General features: G+C 71.8%; 16 protein-coding genes. 8 read left to right on the forward strand and 8 right to left on the reverse strand.

The features are described 5' to 3' along the window. The gene (locus ABZV42_RS08655) at positions 1 to 384 is read right to left on the reverse strand and encodes an SAV_915 family protein (RefSeq protein ID WP_356051291.1); all 384 of its coding nucleotides are present in this window, start codon (positions 382 to 384) and stop codon (positions 1 to 3) included. 323 nt (positions 385 to 707) lie between these two features. Between ABZV42_RS08655 and ABZV42_RS08660 the strand changes: the two genes are divergently transcribed. From ABZV42_RS08660 to ABZV42_RS08670, 3 genes are all read left to right on the forward strand, one after another. After that, a complete protein-coding gene (locus ABZV42_RS08660; RefSeq protein ID WP_356051293.1) occupies positions 708 to 1,274 on the forward strand; it encodes a universal stress protein in 567 nt (188 codons plus the stop codon). Between the two features lie 18 nt (positions 1,275 to 1,292). Next, positions 1,293 to 1,556, forward strand: coding sequence for an NUDIX hydrolase (locus ABZV42_RS08665; RefSeq protein ID WP_356051295.1), 264 nt, complete (start codon positions 1,293 to 1,295; stop codon positions 1,554 to 1,556). Between the two features lie 178 nt (positions 1,557 to 1,734). After that, positions 1,735 to 3,120, forward strand: a complete 1,386-nt coding sequence (locus ABZV42_RS08670; protein WP_355984032.1) for an MFS transporter — start codon at positions 1,735 to 1,737, stop codon at positions 3,118 to 3,120. A gap of 49 nt (positions 3,121 to 3,169) precedes the next feature. Here ABZV42_RS08670 and ABZV42_RS08675 read toward each other — a convergent pair whose 3' ends face one another. The 4 genes from ABZV42_RS08675 to lnt all read right to left on the reverse strand — a co-directional run bounded on the left by ABZV42_RS08675 (position 3,170) and on the right by lnt (position 8,601). After that, positions 3,170 to 5,095, reverse strand: coding sequence for a GAF domain-containing protein (locus ABZV42_RS08675; protein ID WP_356051297.1), 1,926 nt, complete (start codon positions 5,093 to 5,095; stop codon positions 3,170 to 3,172). A gap of 280 nt (positions 5,096 to 5,375) precedes the next feature. Continuing rightward, entirely contained in the window at positions 5,376 to 6,176 is an 801-nt protein-coding gene (locus ABZV42_RS08680) for a 3-hydroxybutyrate dehydrogenase (protein ID WP_355984034.1), read from the reverse strand. Positions 6,177 to 6,236: 60 nt separating this feature from the next. Continuing rightward, entirely contained in the window at positions 6,237 to 6,710 is a 474-nt protein-coding gene (locus tag ABZV42_RS08685; RefSeq protein ID WP_355984035.1) for an NUDIX domain-containing protein, read from the reverse strand. 277 nt (positions 6,711 to 6,987) lie between these two features. Beyond that, the gene (gene lnt / locus ABZV42_RS08690; protein WP_355984036.1) at positions 6,988 to 8,601 is read right to left on the reverse strand and encodes an apolipoprotein N-acyltransferase; all 1,614 of its coding nucleotides are present in this window, start codon (positions 8,599 to 8,601) and stop codon (positions 6,988 to 6,990) included. 245 nt (positions 8,602 to 8,846) lie between these two features. On the opposite strand from lnt, the gene ABZV42_RS08695 reads away from it, so the two are divergent. Further along, positions 8,847 to 9,905, forward strand: a complete 1,059-nt coding sequence (locus tag ABZV42_RS08695; protein WP_355984037.1) for an O-antigen ligase family protein — start codon at positions 8,847 to 8,849, stop codon at positions 9,903 to 9,905. A 19-nt stretch (positions 9,906 to 9,924) separates the two neighbouring features. Here ABZV42_RS08695 and ABZV42_RS08700 read toward each other — a convergent pair whose 3' ends face one another. Together ABZV42_RS08700 and ABZV42_RS08705 are read right to left on the reverse strand one after the other, a co-directional pair. Beyond that, a complete protein-coding gene (locus ABZV42_RS08700; protein ID WP_355984038.1) occupies positions 9,925 to 10,470 on the reverse strand; it encodes a hypothetical protein in 546 nt (181 codons plus the stop codon). 75 nt (positions 10,471 to 10,545) lie between these two features. Next, on the reverse strand, positions 10,546 to 11,331 hold the full coding sequence (locus tag ABZV42_RS08705) for an aspartate/glutamate racemase family protein (protein ID WP_355984039.1): 786 nt from the start codon (positions 11,329 to 11,331) through the stop codon (positions 10,546 to 10,548). 58 nt (positions 11,332 to 11,389) lie between these two features. On the opposite strand from ABZV42_RS08705, the gene ABZV42_RS08710 reads away from it, so the two are divergent. Continuing rightward, positions 11,390 to 12,565 carry a glycosyltransferase gene (locus ABZV42_RS08710; RefSeq protein WP_356051299.1) on the forward strand — a complete coding sequence of 392 codons (1,176 nt, stop codon included), beginning with the start codon at positions 11,390 to 11,392 and terminating at the stop codon, positions 12,563 to 12,565. 10 nt (positions 12,566 to 12,575) lie between these two features. Here ABZV42_RS08710 and ABZV42_RS08715 read toward each other — a convergent pair whose 3' ends face one another. Further along, a complete protein-coding gene (locus tag ABZV42_RS08715) occupies positions 12,576 to 13,937 on the reverse strand; it encodes a TerD family protein (RefSeq protein ID WP_356051301.1) in 1,362 nt (453 codons plus the stop codon). A 291-nt stretch (positions 13,938 to 14,228) separates the two neighbouring features. Between ABZV42_RS08715 and ABZV42_RS08720 the strand changes: the two genes are divergently transcribed. From ABZV42_RS08720 to ABZV42_RS08730, 3 genes are all read left to right on the forward strand, one after another. Beyond that, positions 14,229 to 14,651 (forward strand): DUF6643 family protein, encoded by a 423-nt coding sequence (locus ABZV42_RS08720; RefSeq protein WP_355984042.1) that lies wholly within the window; start codon positions 14,229 to 14,231, stop codon positions 14,649 to 14,651. Between the two features lie 45 nt (positions 14,652 to 14,696). Further along, positions 14,697 to 15,587 carry an MOSC N-terminal beta barrel domain-containing protein gene (locus ABZV42_RS08725; RefSeq protein ID WP_356051303.1) on the forward strand — a complete coding sequence of 297 codons (891 nt, stop codon included), beginning with the start codon at positions 14,697 to 14,699 and terminating at the stop codon, positions 15,585 to 15,587. 121 nt (positions 15,588 to 15,708) lie between these two features. Next, positions 15,709 to 16,314: a hypothetical protein gene (locus ABZV42_RS08730; RefSeq protein WP_355987820.1), complete on the forward strand. Its 606-nt coding sequence runs from the start codon at positions 15,709 to 15,711 to the stop codon at positions 16,312 to 16,314. Positions 16,315 to 16,410 lie beyond the last annotated feature (96 nt).

Consider the following 16,410-nt stretch of genomic DNA (forward strand, 5'->3'; position numbering starts at 1 on the left):
TCAGGCGATCCGCAGCGTGGACATGTCGTACGTGACCGGCCCGGCCGGTGGGGCGGCGGGCACCGGTGTGACCCGGGCGGGCGCCGTGACCCGGGCGGGCGCCGGCGCGGTGAACTGCGGGTCGACCGTGACGGCGGTGACGCCGAGCGGAGCGGTGAGCGTGCGCAGCGCGGACTCGGCGAGCCTGATCCATGCCTGGCCGGAGCCGAGGGTGGCGGTCAGCCGGCGCTCGGAGGTGAAGCCGACGGCCGTGCGCTCGCCGAGCGGTGTACGGAAGAGCCGGGCCGCACACCCGGAGGGTCCCGGCCGGACCGGTACGTACAGGGGTCCGGCCGGGAACCGTTCGGCGGGTTCGGGGTCTTCGCCGTAGCGAAGTTCTGCCATGGGATGCCTCCGGAGGGGCAGGGAGCGTGGGTTCTGATCTGTGGGACCCCGGACGCGGGGAGGCGGACCGGGGCTCGCTGCCGACGTTATGCCTGGAGCTCCCCGCCTCCGGACTGGTCCTGACGGGACCCTGACGAGGACCCGGGCGACATTGACGGGACGCTGACAGTGCTGGTGAGAAGGCGCCGAGAGGCCCGTCAGAGGGATGCCAAGAACGGGTGCACGCACTGTCGACGGCGAGGGAACAGAGGTGAGATGGGCGGCGGTTCACGAAGGATCGCCGACCGAGAAGCCTCCGCCGGCATGCGCAGAAGGTGAAGACGATGTCCCAGTCCCCGCTACCCCCAACCCCTCGCGTCGTGGTCGGAGTCGGCGACTCGCCGGGGTGCCTCACTGTCCTGGGCCGGGCCGCCGACGAAGCCCGGCTGCGAGGTGCGGAGCTCTGGCCGGTGGTCGCGTGGGAGCCTCCCGAGGGGGATCTCTCCGCCCGCAGGTTCTCCGCCACGGCCGCGATGGTCCCGGAGTGGGAGCGGCTCGCGCGGGAAAGGCTCGTGGGAGCCCTGCGTGACGTGTTCGGCAGCGCCGACACCGGGCTGCCCGGACGGGCGCTGATCGTCCGGGGCGCCCCTGGGCCCGCGCTGGTGCGGCTCGCCGCCCAGGACGGCGACACGCTCGTCATCGGCGCCGGTGTGCGGGGCCGACTGCATCGTGCCCTGTGGCCGTCGGTCAGCCGCTACTGTCTCGCCCACGCCACTTGCCCCGTTCTCGCGGTCCCGCCCTCCCCGCTACAGGCCGCGCTGACAGCCGCGCACCGCCGCAACACCCTGCGGCTGCGCCTGGACACAGGTCACCTGGAGCGAGATTTCGACAGCGTGCCGCCCGACGCCTGAGGCCGTCAGGAGGTGCCCGTGGCCGGCAGGCCCGGCAACCGCATGAGCGATGGATCCATGCGCGACGCCTCCGTGCTCGTCGCACGCGACGCAAACAAACTCATCGCACTGCTGAGCGCCCACTTTCCCGCCCACGGAGGCCAATACCTCTTCCTGTCCGGCGGCCGCCGCGAAAACGGCGAAACCCCGCTGGACCACGCCCGCCGCGAGCTGAGCGAAGAAGCCGGCGTGACCGCTCAGCGCTGGACATGCGGGCAGGTGCGCCACGGGCTCCGCCTCTGACGACGTTCTGGACAAGGCGCTTTCAGCCCCTGAACCGCCATTCCATGAGCCCGCATGGTGGTCACACGCATAGCAGGCCCTCGAACTATGTCGTCCCACCACATGTGTTCCTGACTTGCGTGTTTCTACGGTGTGCCGACACGTACCCGTCCCCACCGCACACGAGGAAGTGGCGCACATGGCCTCCGCAGCATCCGCCCCCCCAACACCCGGCAACCTCAAGCGCATCGTCGCCGCGTCCCTCATCGGGACCACCATCGAGTGGTACGACTTCTTCCTCTACGGCTCGGCCGCCGCCCTGGTCTTCAACAAGGTGTTCTTCCCCGACTCCGACCCGCTCGTCGGCACGCTGCTGTCCTTCCTGACGTACGCCGTCGGGTTCGCGGCCCGGCCACTGGGCGCGCTCGTCTTCGGGCACTACGGCGACCGGCTCGGCCGCAAGCGACTGCTGGTGCTGAGTCTGCTGCTGATGGGCGGCGCGACGTTCGCGATCGGTCTGCTGCCCACGCACGCGACCGTCGGCGCTGCGGCCCCCGTCCTGCTCACCGCGCTGCGTCTGGTGCAGGGCTTCGCGCTGGGCGGCGAATGGGGCGGTGCCGTCCTGCTGGTGTCCGAGCACGGCGACCCGAAGCGGCGGGGGTTCTGGGCGTCGTGGCCGCAGACCGGAGCGCCCGCGGGGCAGCTTCTCGCGACCGGCGTTCTGTCACTGCTCACCGCCACGCAGTCGGACAGCACCTTCGTCTCCTGGGGCTGGCGCATCCCGTTCCTCCTCTCCGGCGTTCTGGTCGTCGTCGGTCTGTGGATTCGTCTGTCTGTCGATGAATCGCCTGTTTTCAAGGAGGCGTTGGTACGGGCCGAAGCCCGCAAGGCCTCGGGAGCGGACGAGCCGGAGAAGCTTCCGCTGGTCTCCGTCCTGCGCCATCACTGGCGTGACGTGCTCGTCGCGATGGGCGCCCGCATGGCCGAGAACATCAGCTACTACGTGATAACCGCCTTCATCCTCGTGTACGCGACCACCTCCGCCGGTGTCTCCCGGCAGACCGCGCTCAACGCCGTTCTCATCGCCTCGGCCGTGCACTTCGCCGTCATCCCCGCCTGGGGCGCTCTGTCCGACCGCATCGGCCGCCGCCCCGTCTATCTGCTCGGTGCCGCGGGTGTGGGCCTGTGGATGTTCCCGTTCTTCTCCCTCATCGACACCGGCGGCTTCGCGAACCTCGTCCTCGCCGTCACCGTCGGCCTGATCCTGCACGGCGCCATGTACGCGCCCCAGGCCGCCTTCTTCTCCGAGATGTTCGCGACCCGGATGCGCTACTCGGGTGCCTCCATCGGGGCCCAGTTCGCCTCCGTCGCGGCGGGCGCGCCGGCACCGCTCATCGCGACGGCCCTGCTCTCCTCGTACGACAGCTCCACGCCCGTGTCCCTCTACGTGATCGGGTCGGTTCTGCTGACACTGATCGCCGTGGGCCTCGCGAAGGAGACCCGCGACCGCGATCTCTCCGCCGTCGACGCCGTGACCGACGATCAGCCTGCTCCGGTCGCGTCGGCGGACGCCCGTACGGTCTGACCGCAGGCTCGCGCTCCCCGATCCCCGTACGCGATGTCGTGTGCGGGGATCAGGGCTGTCCGTCCGACGACAACCGGTGCAATCTCAGGGCGAGTTGGATCTCCAATATGCGGGCCGGACTCTGCCAGTCGTCCCCTAGCAGGCGCCCCACCCGTTCCAGCCGCTGCGCCACGGTGTTCACATGCACATGCAGGGCGTCCTTCGTGCGGGCCGGGCTCATGCCGCAGGCGAAGTACGCGTCGAGGGTGCGCAGCAGGTCGGTGCCACGCCGTTCGTCGTAGGCCACGACCCCGCCGATCGTCCGGCCGACGAATCCGGAGATGTCCCGGTCTCCGGCGAGCAGCAGTCCGAGGAAGCCGAAGTCCTCGGCCGCCGCGCCGTCGCCGGCCCGGCCGAGCAGGCGCAGCGCTTCCAGGCAGCGCTGCCCCTCCGTGTATGCCGCCGCCACGGCTTCCGGGTGGGCCGCGAGCCGGTCGACGGGTGCCGAGGCGCCCACGGTCACCGCCTCCTGGACGGCGGTGCCCAGCTCCTTGGCGGTGCGGCGGGCCAGTGTCGTGGCCGTGTCGCCGGGTCCGAGCGGGAGCAGCAGGACGGTTCCGCCGTCGCGGGTGGCGGCCAGTCCCTGGCGGGTGGCGGCGAGGTGGGACGCGGCCGACCACAGACGTCTGCGCGCGCCCGCCTCCTGGCCGGCGTCGGCGGTCACGGCGTCGAGCCGGGCCGCGAGCACCACATGAGGTCCGTCGAGATCGGCGTGCAGCCGGGCCGCCCGCACCCGCAGCAGCCCCGGATCGCGGTCCCGGGCATCGAGCAGGTCGTCCAGCAGCTCACCGCGCACTCGTTGTTCGGCCTCGGACGCCGAGCGTCTGGCGAGGAGGAGCAGTGAGGTGACCATGGCTGCGCGTTCCAGGGTGCGCTGGTCGACGGGATCGAGACCCGGATGCCCGCGCAGCACCAAGGCGCCGAGCAGTTCGCCACCCGCCGCCACCGCGGCGACCCAGTCGTCGCCGTGCCGAACGGCGTGGCCGCCGGCACGGGCCGCTTCCACGGCTGTGGGCGGGGTGCCGCCCGGCTCCGTGAACTCGACGGTGCCGTCCAGGATTTCGGAGACCGCGGCGGCGACGTCGTGCACTCCCCCGCCGCGCAGCACCAGTTCGGCCAGCCGGTCGTGGACGTCGGAGGCGCGCTCGATCGCGGCGCTGCGGTCGCGGATGATCTCGTTGGCCCGGCCCAGGCGGTCCAGGGCTGAGCGGGTCTCCGTCAGTGCGTTCGCCGTGTCGATCGCTGCCGCGGCCAGGGCCGCGAACGAGCCGAGCAGCGCGATCTGTTCCCGCTCGAAGACCCGCGCTCTGCGGTCCGCCGCGAAGAGGACACCGATGACCTGCGGCCCGGTCATCAGCGGCACCCCGAGAATCGCGACGAGCCCCTCGTCCTGTACGCCCGCGTCGATGGTCCTGGTGTGCTGGAAGCGCTCGTCCTTGAAGTAGTCGTCGGTGACGTACGGGCGGGCGGTCTGTGCGACGAGTCCGCCGAGACCCTCGCCCATGCCGAGGCGCAGCTGCTGAAAGCGCGCGGCGACCGAGCCCTCGGTGACACGCATGTAGGTGTCGCCCCGGGCCGCGTCGTTCAGGCTGAGGTACGCGATGTCCGTGCCCAGCAGTGACCGGGCCCGCTGCACGATCGCCCGCAGCACGGCGTCGAGATCGCGCAGACCCGCGAGGTCGTGCGCCGTCTCGAACAAGGCGGAGAGTTCGGCCTCGCGCCGGCGCCGTCCTTCTATCTCCGTGCGCACGCGCAGAGCGAGCAGCTTGGCCTGTTCCAGCGCGGCAACTCGCCGGTCGGACAGGCCCTCGGCGCGGGCGAGCAGCACCGGCTGCTCGTAGGCGTCGGCGGTCGCTCCTCGGGCCAGGAGTCCCAGGAACGGCGCTTCCACGCTGTCGGCGGAGCGCTCGGCTGATGGCAGGTGATCGCGTGACATGGCAACAGGATCGCGCATTCGTGGGCGAAGCCCCCTGCCCTGTGGACAACTCATCATCGGTGCAGGTGGGCGCGGTGCGAGCACCTGCGGACACCGGCCCCGCGAGCCGTGCGAGATGCCGGACTCCGACTCAGGGCACGGTGCGAGGGGAGGGCGCCGGCACGGTGCCAGCGGCAGGACTCCGGCTCAGGGCACGGTCCGAGAGACCGGACTCCGGCTCAGCGCAGGGTGTGAGGGGCGAGTCCCTACTCAGGGCACGGTGCGAGGGCGGGGCCACGGCTCAGTGCGCGGTCCAGCCCCCGTCCAGGGCCAGCGAGGTTCCGGTCATGAAGGCCGCATGCGGACCGCAGAGATAGGCCACCGCCTCCGCGACCTCCTCCGGCTCGATGAGCCGCTTGACCGCGCTGTCGCGCAGCAGGACCTCGGTCAGAACGCGCTCTCGCGGAATCCCGTGCGTGTGCGCCTGATCGGCCAGTTGCTTCTCGACGAGCGCGGTGCGCACATAGGCGGGGTTCACACAGTTCGAGGTGACTCCGTGGGGCGCGCCCTCGAGGGCGGCGGTCTTCGAGAGTCCTTCGAGTCCGTGCTTCGCGGCGACGTACGCCGATTTGAACGCCGAGGCGCGCAGCCCGTGCACGGAGGAAACGTTGACGATGCGGCCCCAGCCCTGTCCGTACATGTGCGGCAGGGCGCCGCGGATGAGGCGGAACGGCGCCTCCAGCATCACGGTCAGCACCGTATGGAAGACGTCGGGCGGGAATTCCTCGATGGGGCGGACCATCTGCAGTCCGGCGTTGTTCACGAGGACATCGGTGCCGGCTGCGGCCTGTTCCGCCGCGTCGAGATCGGTGAGGTCGAGGACGTGCGGCTCGACCGTGCCGGCCAGGCCGTGTGTCTGTCCGGCCAGGGTTTCCAGACCGCCGGCGTCCCGGTCGACCGCTCTCACCTTGGCTCCGGCGGCGGCCAGCCGCAGCGCGCAGGCGCGGCCGATGCCGTTCGCGGCGCCGGTGACGAGGGCGGTGCGGCCGCCGAGGTCGAGTGGGGAGGTGTGGGGGCCCGGGAGGGCGCTGGGCGCGGTCATGCCTCGACCCTAGGCAGCACCCAGGCCCCGACCGATGTGGTCAGCACACACTCTTCAGCCTCAGGTCGTGGGCGCGAACCATGTGGGTTCGTCGAGCAGCGCCTGCTTGATCCGGAGGAGCGCGTAGTCGTCCAGCTTCGGCAGGGCGTCCACGGCGAACCAGCCGACCTGGAGCGACTCGTCGTCGTTGACGCGGGCTTCACCGCCCACGGCTCGGCATCGGAGGGTGGTGTCCATGAACTGGCAGACATCGCCGTTGGCGAAGGTCACCTGCCCGCCGGCCTGGATCATGACGACGCGCTCGACCTCGATGTGCACGGCCGTCTCCTCGTACACCTCGCGCACCGCGCAGGCCGCGGGCTGCTCGCCCGGCTCGGGAATGCCGGAGATCAGCGCCCACTTGTGGCTGTCCGAACGCTGGCCGAGCAGAACCCTGCCCTCGTCGTCGAAGACCACGGCGCTGACCCCGGGGAGCCAGAGGAGCTGGTGGCCCGCGAAGGCCCGGATCGTGCGGATGAAGTCGGGAGTAGCCATGGCCCAGACCCTATCCACGCGACGCCGTCGCCCCGTGCACCGGCTACGGCGAGACCTCGGGCACCGGTGGTGCGCCGCGGGGCGAAGGCAGCGGCCCGGCCCCGGGCACGCGTGCTCGCCCCGACGCAAGAGCGGTCGGCCGCCCCCGCGCACCCGTGCCGATCGCGACGCAAGAGCAGTCGCCCACGCCGCACACCCGTGGCAGCCGCGGCGCAAGAACAACGGCCCGCTCCCGCGCACCCATCCTCCGCCGCGACCCAAGAGCCGCCGCCCCGTCCTATGCGCCGGTGTTCCGCCGTGATCGGACCGCCGTCGCCGTCGCCCAGCCGAGGCCGCCCGCCGCGACCAGCACCAGGATCATCTCCGGGAGAATGCCGAGCTTCGTGGCCGGGGTCTCGGAGGAGCGCAGCGGCACCTTCTGGACCAGTGAGTCGGCGACGAACATCCCGGTCTTCTGGGTGATCGTTCCGTCGGGCATGATCACGGCGCTGACACCGCTCGTCACGGGCACCGTGACGGTGCGGCTGTGCTCGACGGCGCGGATGCGGGACATGGCGAGCTGCTGGTAGGTCATCTCGCTGCGGTCGAAGGTCGCGTTGTTGCTGGGCACCGAGATGATCTGCGCGCCGTCGGTGACGGTGCTGCGCACGGCCCAGTCGAAGGCCGCCTCGTAGCAGGTGACGAGCCCGACGCCGGTGCCGTTCATCTTGAACACACCCGGTTCGGTGCCGCGGCTGAAGTCCTGGCGGACCATGCTCGTCCAGTTCTTGTTGATGGCTCCGAGCAGCGGGCGCAGGGGAAGATACTCGCCGAACGGCTGGACCTGCCGCTTGTCGTAGGTGTCCACCGGGCCCTTCACCGGGTCCCACAGGATCTGCTCGTTGTAGAGCTTGCCGCCGCGCTCCACGACCGCGCCGACGGAGATGGGCGCGCCGATCGCCTTGGCCGCCCCGTCGATCACGTAGCGGGCGTCGTCGTTGGCGAAGGGGTCGATGTCGGAGGAGTTCTCCGGCCACAGCACCAGGTCGGGCTTGGGCTTCTTGCCCGCCTTGACCTCGGCGGCCAGTCGCTCGGTCTCGGCCACGTGGTGGTCGAGGACGGCGCGCCGCTGGGCGTTGAAGTCGAGTCCCGCGCGCGGGACGTTGCCCTGGATGAGCGCGACCGTCGCCGTGCCGTTCTCCGCCTTGTCGCTGACCAGCGTCCGCGCGGCGAGCGCTCCGAGGACCGGGACGGTGACACTGAGCAGCGCCACCACGGCCGCGCCGCGGCGCAGGACGCCGGTGCCGCGGCGTTCGACGACGAGACGGACGATCTCGTACAGGCCGAAGCCGCACAGCACGACGGCCAAGCCGAGGACCGGAGTGCCACCGGCCGCGGCGAGCGGGAGGAAGACACCGTCGGCCTGTCCGAAGGCGATCTTCCCCCAGGGGAAGCCGCCGAAGGGAGCACGCGCGCGTGCCGCCTCGCCGGCGATCCAGAGGGCCGCCGCCCACAGCGGCCACCCGGGCAGCCTGGAGAGCAGCGTGATCCCCGCGCCGACGAGCGCCACGTAGATGGCCTCCACCGCGACGAGCGCGAGCCAGGGACCGGGACCGACCTCGACGCCGGTCCAGACCAGCAGCGGCAGCAGGAATCCGAGGCCGAACAGATAGCCGAGGCCGAGACCGGCCTTCCAGGAGCGACCGCGCAGCGTCCAGGCGAAGGCGGCGAAGGCCGGCAGCGCGAGCCACCACATGGTCCGTGGCGGGAAGCTGACGTACAGCAGCACTCCGGAGAGCGCCGCGGCGGCGGCCGGAACGAGGCGGCGCACCAGGCGGGATCCGCGCGAGGCGGGCACGACCTGGGGTTCGAGCTGTTCCGGCTCGTCTACGGTGGTTGCGGTGGCGGTCACTCGGGGAGTGTACGGCGCCTGACCTGGGCCCGGACAGCTCGGCCTGCTCGGTCCCGATGGGCGGAACGCCGTTCGGCAGGCCGCCCGCACGAATCTGCCGCAACGTTCCTGCACAACCGGTCCCCAAACCGGCGCACCAGCCGTTACGGTGTGGCCGACCCGCTGACGTGCGGCCTGATGCGATGACGGCGTCCGGGGTCCGGGGTCCGGCAGAGTCGGGGGGCGACGGGGTGGGTTCCGCGGGGATGACTTCCACGGCCGACGCGGCAGCCACGGGCGAGAGACGTATCGCTTCGGATGTCGTCGGCGTGGTCGTGCTCGCGGCCTGTGCCGGCTGGTCACTGATCACCGCGGCGGCGCACGACGGCCGGCCCGAGGGCATGCTGCTGGCGGTGCTCGCCGTGGCGGCGGGCTATGCCGCGGGACGGGTCTGCGGAGCGCTCCTGCCGGTGGCCGCCCCCTGTGCCGCGGCGGCGGCCGGGCTCGGCCTCGCGATCGCCACGCCCGGCCCGCAGATCAGCCTGCAACTCGGCCACACCGGTGCCACGGCCGCCCTGCTGGCCCTCTCCTGCGGCGCCGCCTGCTGCGCGGCATGGGCCGCGCGCCGGTCCGCTGTGCGGCTCGCGCTGTGGCTCTCGGCCGCCGGGACCGCGGTGACGGCGGCCTTTCTCGGGTCCACCGCCGGAGTCGTCAGCTGCGCCGGGGTCCTGCTGTGTTCGCTCGCCACCGCGCGGGTGCACCGCCGGGCCCTCGGTCTGACGGGGTTCGCGGCGGCCGCGGCCCTGGTGACCGGGGCGACCTGGGCCATCGCGGAGGACGCGCTGCCGGGCGGACCGGCCGCGTCCCTGAACGATCAGCTGACCGATCACCGCATCCTGCTCTGGCACGACGCCCTGCGCATGGCACGTACCGATCCCGGGCTGGGCGTCGGGCCCGGCCGCTACGGAGAGCTCAGTCCCACGGTCGCGCATTCCCTGCTGCCCGACGGCAAACCGCACTCCGCACCCCTCCAGCAGGCCGCCGAGCAGGGGCTGACCGGATTGGTCCTGCTCGCGGCGGCGTTCTGCTGGGTCCTGTACGCGCTGCTGCGCTCGTCCCGCACGACGCCGGTCGCTCTCACGGCGGGCGCGGCCCTGACGGCGGTGGCCGCGATCGCGTCGATCGGCAACGCGCTGAGCTTCATGACGGTGACCGCGGGTGCGGGACTGCTGGCCGGTTTCGCGACGGCACGGCCGCTGGCCTCCGGGGATCCGGACGACATCCCGGGCCCGGCCCGGCACTCGGGCGATCACCTGGAGGTGTGAGGGACGCCCGGGTGGGCCGTCAGCGCGCCAAGCCGGTCTTGTCCTGGCGCAGCCGGCCGCGGATGATCCGGACCGCCGCCTCGGCGTTGTCAACGGTGATCGTGAACGTATGACCGTCGCCCAGGCGCAGCACCATGGCCTCGCCCCGCCGGACGATGACGGCGGTTCCCTGCTCGGGCCGCCAGCGGTATCCCCAGCCGCCCCACTGCCGCGGGGTGACCTGGGGCGCGAAGTCGGCGCCGACGACCGTGGAGAGGGGGATGCGGCGACGCGGCACACCTATGTGACCGCAGCGCACCTCGAGACAGTCCTCGTCCACCTTCACGGCGACATGGACGAAGGCGAGCGTGCCGAAGAGGATGAGCAGTCCGGCGGCGATGCATCCGACGACGGACATGACCAGGGGTGCCGTTCCGGAGGTCCAGCCGGAGCTGACGGCCAGCTCGATGCCGAGAGCCAGACAGGCAAGACCGCCTATGGCGGGCAGCCACTGGACACGGTTCCTCGCACGCCCGGTCCAGAGCTCCGGGTGCGGGGAGGTTTCGCCGTGGGGGTGGTCCCTCATGTCTTGAGACTACTCAGGTTCCGCTGCGGGGGCACCGGTCTCTGCGCCGAGTGATGAGGACGGGAACGACGGCGGTCAGTGTGCGGGGCTGACCGCCGACAGGATGCGGCCTTCCTCGTAGGTGAGCGCCTTGGCGGGCAGCGCGCCCTCGCGACCGCTCTGGAGCACCGTGACCGTGGAGGTGGCGGGGGCGGCGGGGTCCGGGCGCTCGCCGATCCGGCGCAGTGCCTGGGAGGCGACCGCTCCGGCGGAACCGTGCAGCACGAGCGGCGGGCGGCCGGGCCGCTGCACCGCCGCGCGGATGCGTTCGGCGACGAGTTCGTAGTGGGTGCAGCCGAGGACGACGGCTGTCACGTCCTCGGGGGTGTGCGCGGCTGCCGCCGCGATCGCGGCGTCGATGGCCGCCTGGTCGGCGTACTCGACGGCGTCCGCGAGCCCGGGGCAGGCGACCTCGGTGACCGCCACTCCGCCGGCGAACTCCTCGATCAGTCCCCGCTGGTACGGACTGCCCGTGGTGGCGGGCGTGGCCCAGATCGCGACGGGTCCGCCGCCCGCGGCGGCGGGCTTGATGGCCGGGACGGTGCCGATGACGGGCACCTCCGGCTCGAGGCGGGCGCGCAGGGCGGGCAGGGCGCGTACGGAGGCGGTGTTGCAGGCGACGATCAGGGCGTCGGGCCGGTGCAGCGCGGCGGCCTCGGCGACCGCGAGGGCGAGCGCGGTGACGTCCTCGGGTGTACGGGGTCCCCAGGGCATGCTGCCGGGGTCGGAGGAGAGGACGAGATCGGCGTCGGGCCGCAGTCGACGCACCGCGGCGGCAGCAGCGAGCAGTCCGATTCCGGAGTCCATGAGCGCGATCTTCACCCGGTCACCATAGACGATCCGTTTCTACGGGCGACCGTGGTGGGGCAGACTGCGGCAGGTGAGCGCCCTCGTGTGGATCGCCGTCGGATCACTGGGCGCGTGGTTGTGGCTGCTGCTCTGCCAGGGCTTCTTCTGGCGTACGGACGTACGGCTGCCCCCCACGCGTGAGCCGTCGGACTGGCCCTTCGTCTGCGTCGTGGTGCCGGCCCGCGACGAGGCCGCCGTCCTGCCCGAGAGCCTTCCCTCGCTTCTGGCCCAGGACTATCCGGGGCGGGCCGAGATCTTCCTCGTCGACGACGGCAGTTCGGACGGAACGGCAGAGCTGGCCCGCGAACTGGCACGCCGCAACGGCGGGCTGCCGCTCACCGTCGGCTCACCGGGAGAACCGCCGGCGGGCTGGACGGGCAAGCTCTGGGCCGTACGCCATGGCATCGGCCTGGCCCGCGCGCGGGGACCCGAATATCTGCTGCTGACCGACGCGGACATCGCGCACGCCCCGGACAGTCTGCGGCTCCTGGTGGCCGCGGCCCGCACGGGTGGCTTCGACCTGGTCTCGCAGATGGCACGGCTGCGGGTGGAGAGCCTGTGGGAACGGCTCGTGGTGCCTGCCTTCGTCTACTTCTTCGCACAGCTCTATCCCTTCCGCCGGATCGCCGTGAAGGGCTCGCGGACCGCGGCCGCGGCGGGTGGGTGCGTCCTGCTGCGCGCGGACACCGCCGAGCGGGCGCGGATCCCGGACGCGATCCGGCAGGCCGTCATCGACGACGTGGCGCTCGCCCGTGCCGTGAAACGCGGTGGCGGCCACATCTGGCTGGGCCTGGCCGAGCGGGTGGACAGCGTGCGGCCCTATCCACGGCTGCGCGATCTGTGGCGCATGGTCTCGCGCAGCGCCTACGCCCAGCTGCGGCACAGCCCCCTGCTGCTCTCCGGGACGGTCGCGGGGCTCGCCGTGGTGTACCTGGTGCCGCCGGTCGCGCTCGTGGCGGGCCTCGTCGCGGGGAACCCGTGGGCGGCCGCCGCCGGGGGGCTCGCGTGGCTGGTGATGACGGCGACCTACACGCCGATGCTCCGCTACTACGGGCAGTCCGTGGCGCTCGCTCCCCTGCTGCCGGTCACCGCGTTCCTCTATCTCCTGATGACGGTCGACTCCGCGGTGCAGCACTACAGGGGGCGCGGCGCGGCCTGGAAGGGCCGCACCTACGCGCGCCCCGGTACCGCCCTCGACGAGAGCTGAAGGGCGAGGGTCACTTCCTGCCGGGCGTCCAGTTCATGCCCCAGCCGTAGGCCTGGTCGACGGTGCGCTGCGGGCTCACCCCGCGCGCGGGGATGAGGTAGCGGGCCTCGCGCTGGACGACGAGGTCGGCGCCGGTGCCGGTGATGAGGGCGAGCGCGCAGACCGTGGAGGGCACCGTGCACTCGTCGAGCGAGAAGTCGATGGGCGCGCCGTTCTGCGGCTGGAGGGTGACCGTGGCATGCAGATCGGCGAAGGAACGCGCGCCTTCGTAGATGGTCACGAAGATGAGGATGCGCCGGAAGCTCTGCTTGCGGTCGAGGTTGACGGTGAGGTTCTCGCCGCCGGCTGCGGCCCCGGTGCGGTCGTCCCCGTCGAGATGTATGTACGGCGGCTGGTGCAGTGCCCCGAAGGCGTTGCCGAGCGCCTGTACGACCCCCTTGCGGCCGTCGGACAGTTCGTACAGGGCGCACAGGTCGAGGTCGAGGTCCGCGTGCATGGCGACGGCCCGGCCGCGTTTGCTGCCCCACCCCGAGAACTGCTTGCGCACCTCCCAGTTGAGGTTCACGCGCATGGCACCGCCCGTACCGCCCTGTTTGGACAGCGAGACGGAGGGCGCCTCCTTGGTCAGCGTGACCTTGGAGAGCCGGACGGGCGCGGGAGGTGCCGCGGGCGGCTGTGGGGCCGTGGGCGGCTGTGGGGCCGTGGGCGGCGGCATGGTGACGGGCGGGGCGACCGGCGGCGGCATGGTGATCGGGGGCGCCGTGGGGGGCGGGGGTGCCATGGGGAGCGGCCCCTGGACGAGGGTGGCGGGTCCCTGTGGCGCGGCGGCGGGGGGCGCCGCGTGCTGCGGCTCGTCCACCGTGATCCCGTAGTCGGTGGCCAGCCCTTCCAGGCCGCTGCTGTAGCCCTGTCCGACGGCGCGGAACTTCCAGGCGCCCTGGCGGCGGTAGAACTCGCCCAGGACGAAGGCGGTCTCCACGGTCGCGTCGGTGCTGTCGAAGCGGGCGATCTCGGTGCCGCCACGTGTGTCGAGCACCCTGATGTACAGACCGGGAACGCGCCCGAAGGGGCCGCCGTCCGCGGAGGCGGCCAGGACCACGGTCTCGACGAGGGGTTCCGCGCGCGCGAGATCGACGAACAGCGTGTCGGTCACCTGACCCCCGTCGTTCCGCTTGCCTTCGTGGCGCACGGCGCCCGAGGAGTGCGCCGGCTGGTTGTAGAAGACGAAGTCGCCGTCCGAGCGGACCTTTCCGGCCACCAGCAGAAGGGCCGACGCGTCGACATCGGGCACCCCCTGTCCTGAACGCCACCCCAATTCCACCCTGAGCGCGCCCGTCGGGACAGGAACATTAGATCCCTTAGACATTGACATGTACGCCCCCATCACGTGTCTCCGCGCCGGTGCGAGTCCCGAACGGACCGCCGGCTCCGTTCTCGCCAAACCTAATCCCCAGGTCCGCCGACACCCATGGCTCACGCAGGAAGATCCTGGTCAACCGCCGGTAACCCGTCCGAGGCTCGGCCTTTACACGATCTCAACCATCTTTGACGTCCTTTTTTGCCAAGTTCGCTCGCATTGGGGATCCCGCGTCACCGCGGACACGGAAAACAACCCTCTTATCGGTCTCCCCAACCAGCACATCGTGGGCTTAACTTATGTGCCATGACCTCCCCCCGCTCCACCTATGGCGGCGGTTACTACTCCGCCTTCCAGGACACCCCGATCTACGACTCCCTCGTCGCCGAGCGGGGTACCCCTCAGATCGCCCCGATCCGGGTCCCTTCCGCCTACGACTCGGGCAGCAACAACCTCCCGGCCCTGCCGTCCGCGTTTCCCGCGCTGCCGGCCGGCCCCTCTTCGTACGGCTACCAGCAGGCCCAGCAGCCCTCACCGTTGCAGCAGGCCCCCGCGCCGTACATCCCCCAGCAGATGGGCGCACCGCGGGGCTATCCCAGCCCGCAGCCCCAGCAGCCCCGCCCGATGGCGGCAGGCACGGGCTTCGAGGCCATGCGCCCCGCGGCTCCCCGGCCCGCCCCCGCTCCGTACCAGGACCCGTACAACGGTCAGCAGTACCGCGGGTACTGACACCCCCGACCCGGATTGTCGGTGCTTCCTGGCACCATTGCGGTCATGGGGAACGCGGTACTGCAATCGATTCACGTCCATCCGGTCAAAGCCTTCCGGAGCAAGTCGCTCCAGGAGGCCGAGGTGGAGCCCTGGGGGCTGGCCGGAGACCGACGCTGGGTCCTGATCGACGACGGGGGAAAGGTCGTCACGCAACGCGAGCAGCCGCGTCTGGCGCTGGCCGCCGCCGAGACACTCTCCGGCGGCGGCCTCCGTCTTACCGCGGACGGCCGCGAGCCCTTGACGGTTCCCGTGCCCGAACCCGTCAGCACGACAACGGTGGAGATCTTCGGCGACAAGGTGGAAGCCGTCCTCGCCGACACGGCCGCGCACGACTGGTGCAGTGCGTACGTGGGTGCCGAGGTCCGCCTCGTCCACATGGACGATCCGGCCGCCCGCCGGCCCATCGACCCGGACTTCGCGCTGCCGGGCGAGACCGTCAGCTTCGCCGACGGCTATCCGCTGCTCGTCACCACACTCGGATCACTGGACGCGCTCAACTCCTTGATCGCGCAGGGCGACCTGGCCGACGAGGGCCCGTTGCCGATGAGCCGTTTCCGGCCGAACGTCGTCGTCTCCGGCACCGAGGCCTGGGCCGAGGACCACTGGTCGCGGATCTCCATCGGCGAGGTCACCTTCCGGGTCACCAAGATGTGCGGCCGCTGCGTCGTCACCACGACCGACCAGGACACCGCGCTGCGCGGCAAGGAACCCCTGCGCACCCTCGCCCGGCACCGGCGCCTCGGCGGAAAACTGATGTTCGGCCAGAACCTGGTGCCCGAGAACCGCGGTTCGCTGCGGGTCGGCGACCCGGTCACGGTCCTCGCTCAGCCGACCCGAAGCCATTCCGCCGGAGCCCCGGCCGCCGGGAACCCTGGGGCCGGGCGGGAGCGTTGAGTGTGTGGGTGGGATGTTCATGAAGGGCCCTGGGGGAGGGTGACGTCGGCCCCTCTTCCCGGCTCCACGCGTGAACGGCTCCGCTGCTGGAAATGACGGAGGCGGAAGGGGGTGCGGGACAGTGCGCGCGATCATCGGTATCTGGCGCTGGCGGCACAATCCGCTGCGCCGTACGACAGATCTCGTCGAGGCCTGGCTGGCCCTGGCCGCGGTCCTGCTCGTCCTGTTCGCGGCGCCCCTCGCCGGAGCGGCCGTGGGGGCCTCCGTCCAGGGAACGCTTCAGAAGGCCGTGCGCGACCAGCGCAAGGACCGGCACCAAGTGACGGCCGTCGTCGTCAGAAAGCTGTCCCGGGGCCCGCTCGCGCCCGACCCCGAGACCCCGTCGGGACGGGACGCGCACAGCCGTGTCACGGCCGACTGGACCGCACCTGACGGCACCCCGCGGCGCGGCACGGCGATCGCCGACCTCAAGTCGCCGCTCCCGGGAGATCGGTTCTCGATCTGGACCGACCGGCGCGGCCGAATAACGGGCCGCCCGCTGGACAGTGCCACCGCGACCACGCACTCCGCCCTGGCCGGTTGCGGCGCGGCGGTGCTGACGGCCGGACTCCTCGAAGGCGGCAGGCAGTTGATCCTGTGGCACATGATCCGCCGACGTCACGCCCGATGGGACCGGGCCTGGGCCAAGGCCGGCCCCGACTGGGGCAAGGCAGACACCGGCAGCTGACGGCCTTCCCGCTCCGGTCAACCGGGCGCCCCCGCGCACGCTACGGTGGACCGGCCGAACTGTTCGGCACCGTCGTGAGAGGCTGTCCGGCAGGGG

Source organism: Streptomyces sp. NPDC005281, from assembly GCF_040607495.1.
Classification (GTDB): Bacteria; Actinomycetota; Actinomycetes; order Streptomycetales; family Streptomycetaceae; genus Streptomyces.

What these genes read in the sequence shown, in the direction of transcription:
- ABZV42_RS08655 (WP_356051291.1), bottom strand. Translation starts at nt 384, where the DNA reads ATGGCAGAACTTCGCTACGGCGAAGACCCCGAACCCGCCGAACGGTTC.
- ABZV42_RS08660 (WP_356051293.1), top strand. Translation starts at nt 708, where the DNA reads ATGTCCCAGTCCCCGCTACCCCCAACCCCTCGCGTCGTGGTCGGAGTC.
- ABZV42_RS08670 (WP_355984032.1), top strand. Translation starts at nt 1,735, where the DNA reads ATGGCCTCCGCAGCATCCGCCCCCCCAACACCCGGCAACCTCAAGCGC.
- ABZV42_RS08675 (WP_356051297.1), bottom strand. Translation starts at nt 5,095, where the DNA reads ATGTCACGCGATCACCTGCCATCAGCCGAGCGCTCCGCCGACAGCGTG.
- ABZV42_RS08680 (WP_355984034.1), bottom strand. Translation starts at nt 6,176, where the DNA reads ATGACCGCGCCCAGCGCCCTCCCGGGCCCCCACACCTCCCCACTCGAC.
- ABZV42_RS08685 (WP_355984035.1), bottom strand. Translation starts at nt 6,710, where the DNA reads ATGGCTACTCCCGACTTCATCCGCACGATCCGGGCCTTCGCGGGCCAC.
- ABZV42_RS08695 (WP_355984037.1), top strand. Translation starts at nt 8,847, where the DNA reads ATGACTTCCACGGCCGACGCGGCAGCCACGGGCGAGAGACGTATCGCT.
- ABZV42_RS08700 (WP_355984038.1), bottom strand. Translation starts at nt 10,470, where the DNA reads ATGAGGGACCACCCCCACGGCGAAACCTCCCCGCACCCGGAGCTCTGG.
- ABZV42_RS08715 (WP_356051301.1), bottom strand. Translation starts at nt 13,937, where the DNA reads ATGTCAATGTCTAAGGGATCTAATGTTCCTGTCCCGACGGGCGCGCTC.
- ABZV42_RS08720 (WP_355984042.1), top strand. Translation starts at nt 14,229, where the DNA reads ATGACCTCCCCCCGCTCCACCTATGGCGGCGGTTACTACTCCGCCTTC.
- ABZV42_RS08725 (WP_356051303.1), top strand. Translation starts at nt 14,697, where the DNA reads ATGGGGAACGCGGTACTGCAATCGATTCACGTCCATCCGGTCAAAGCC.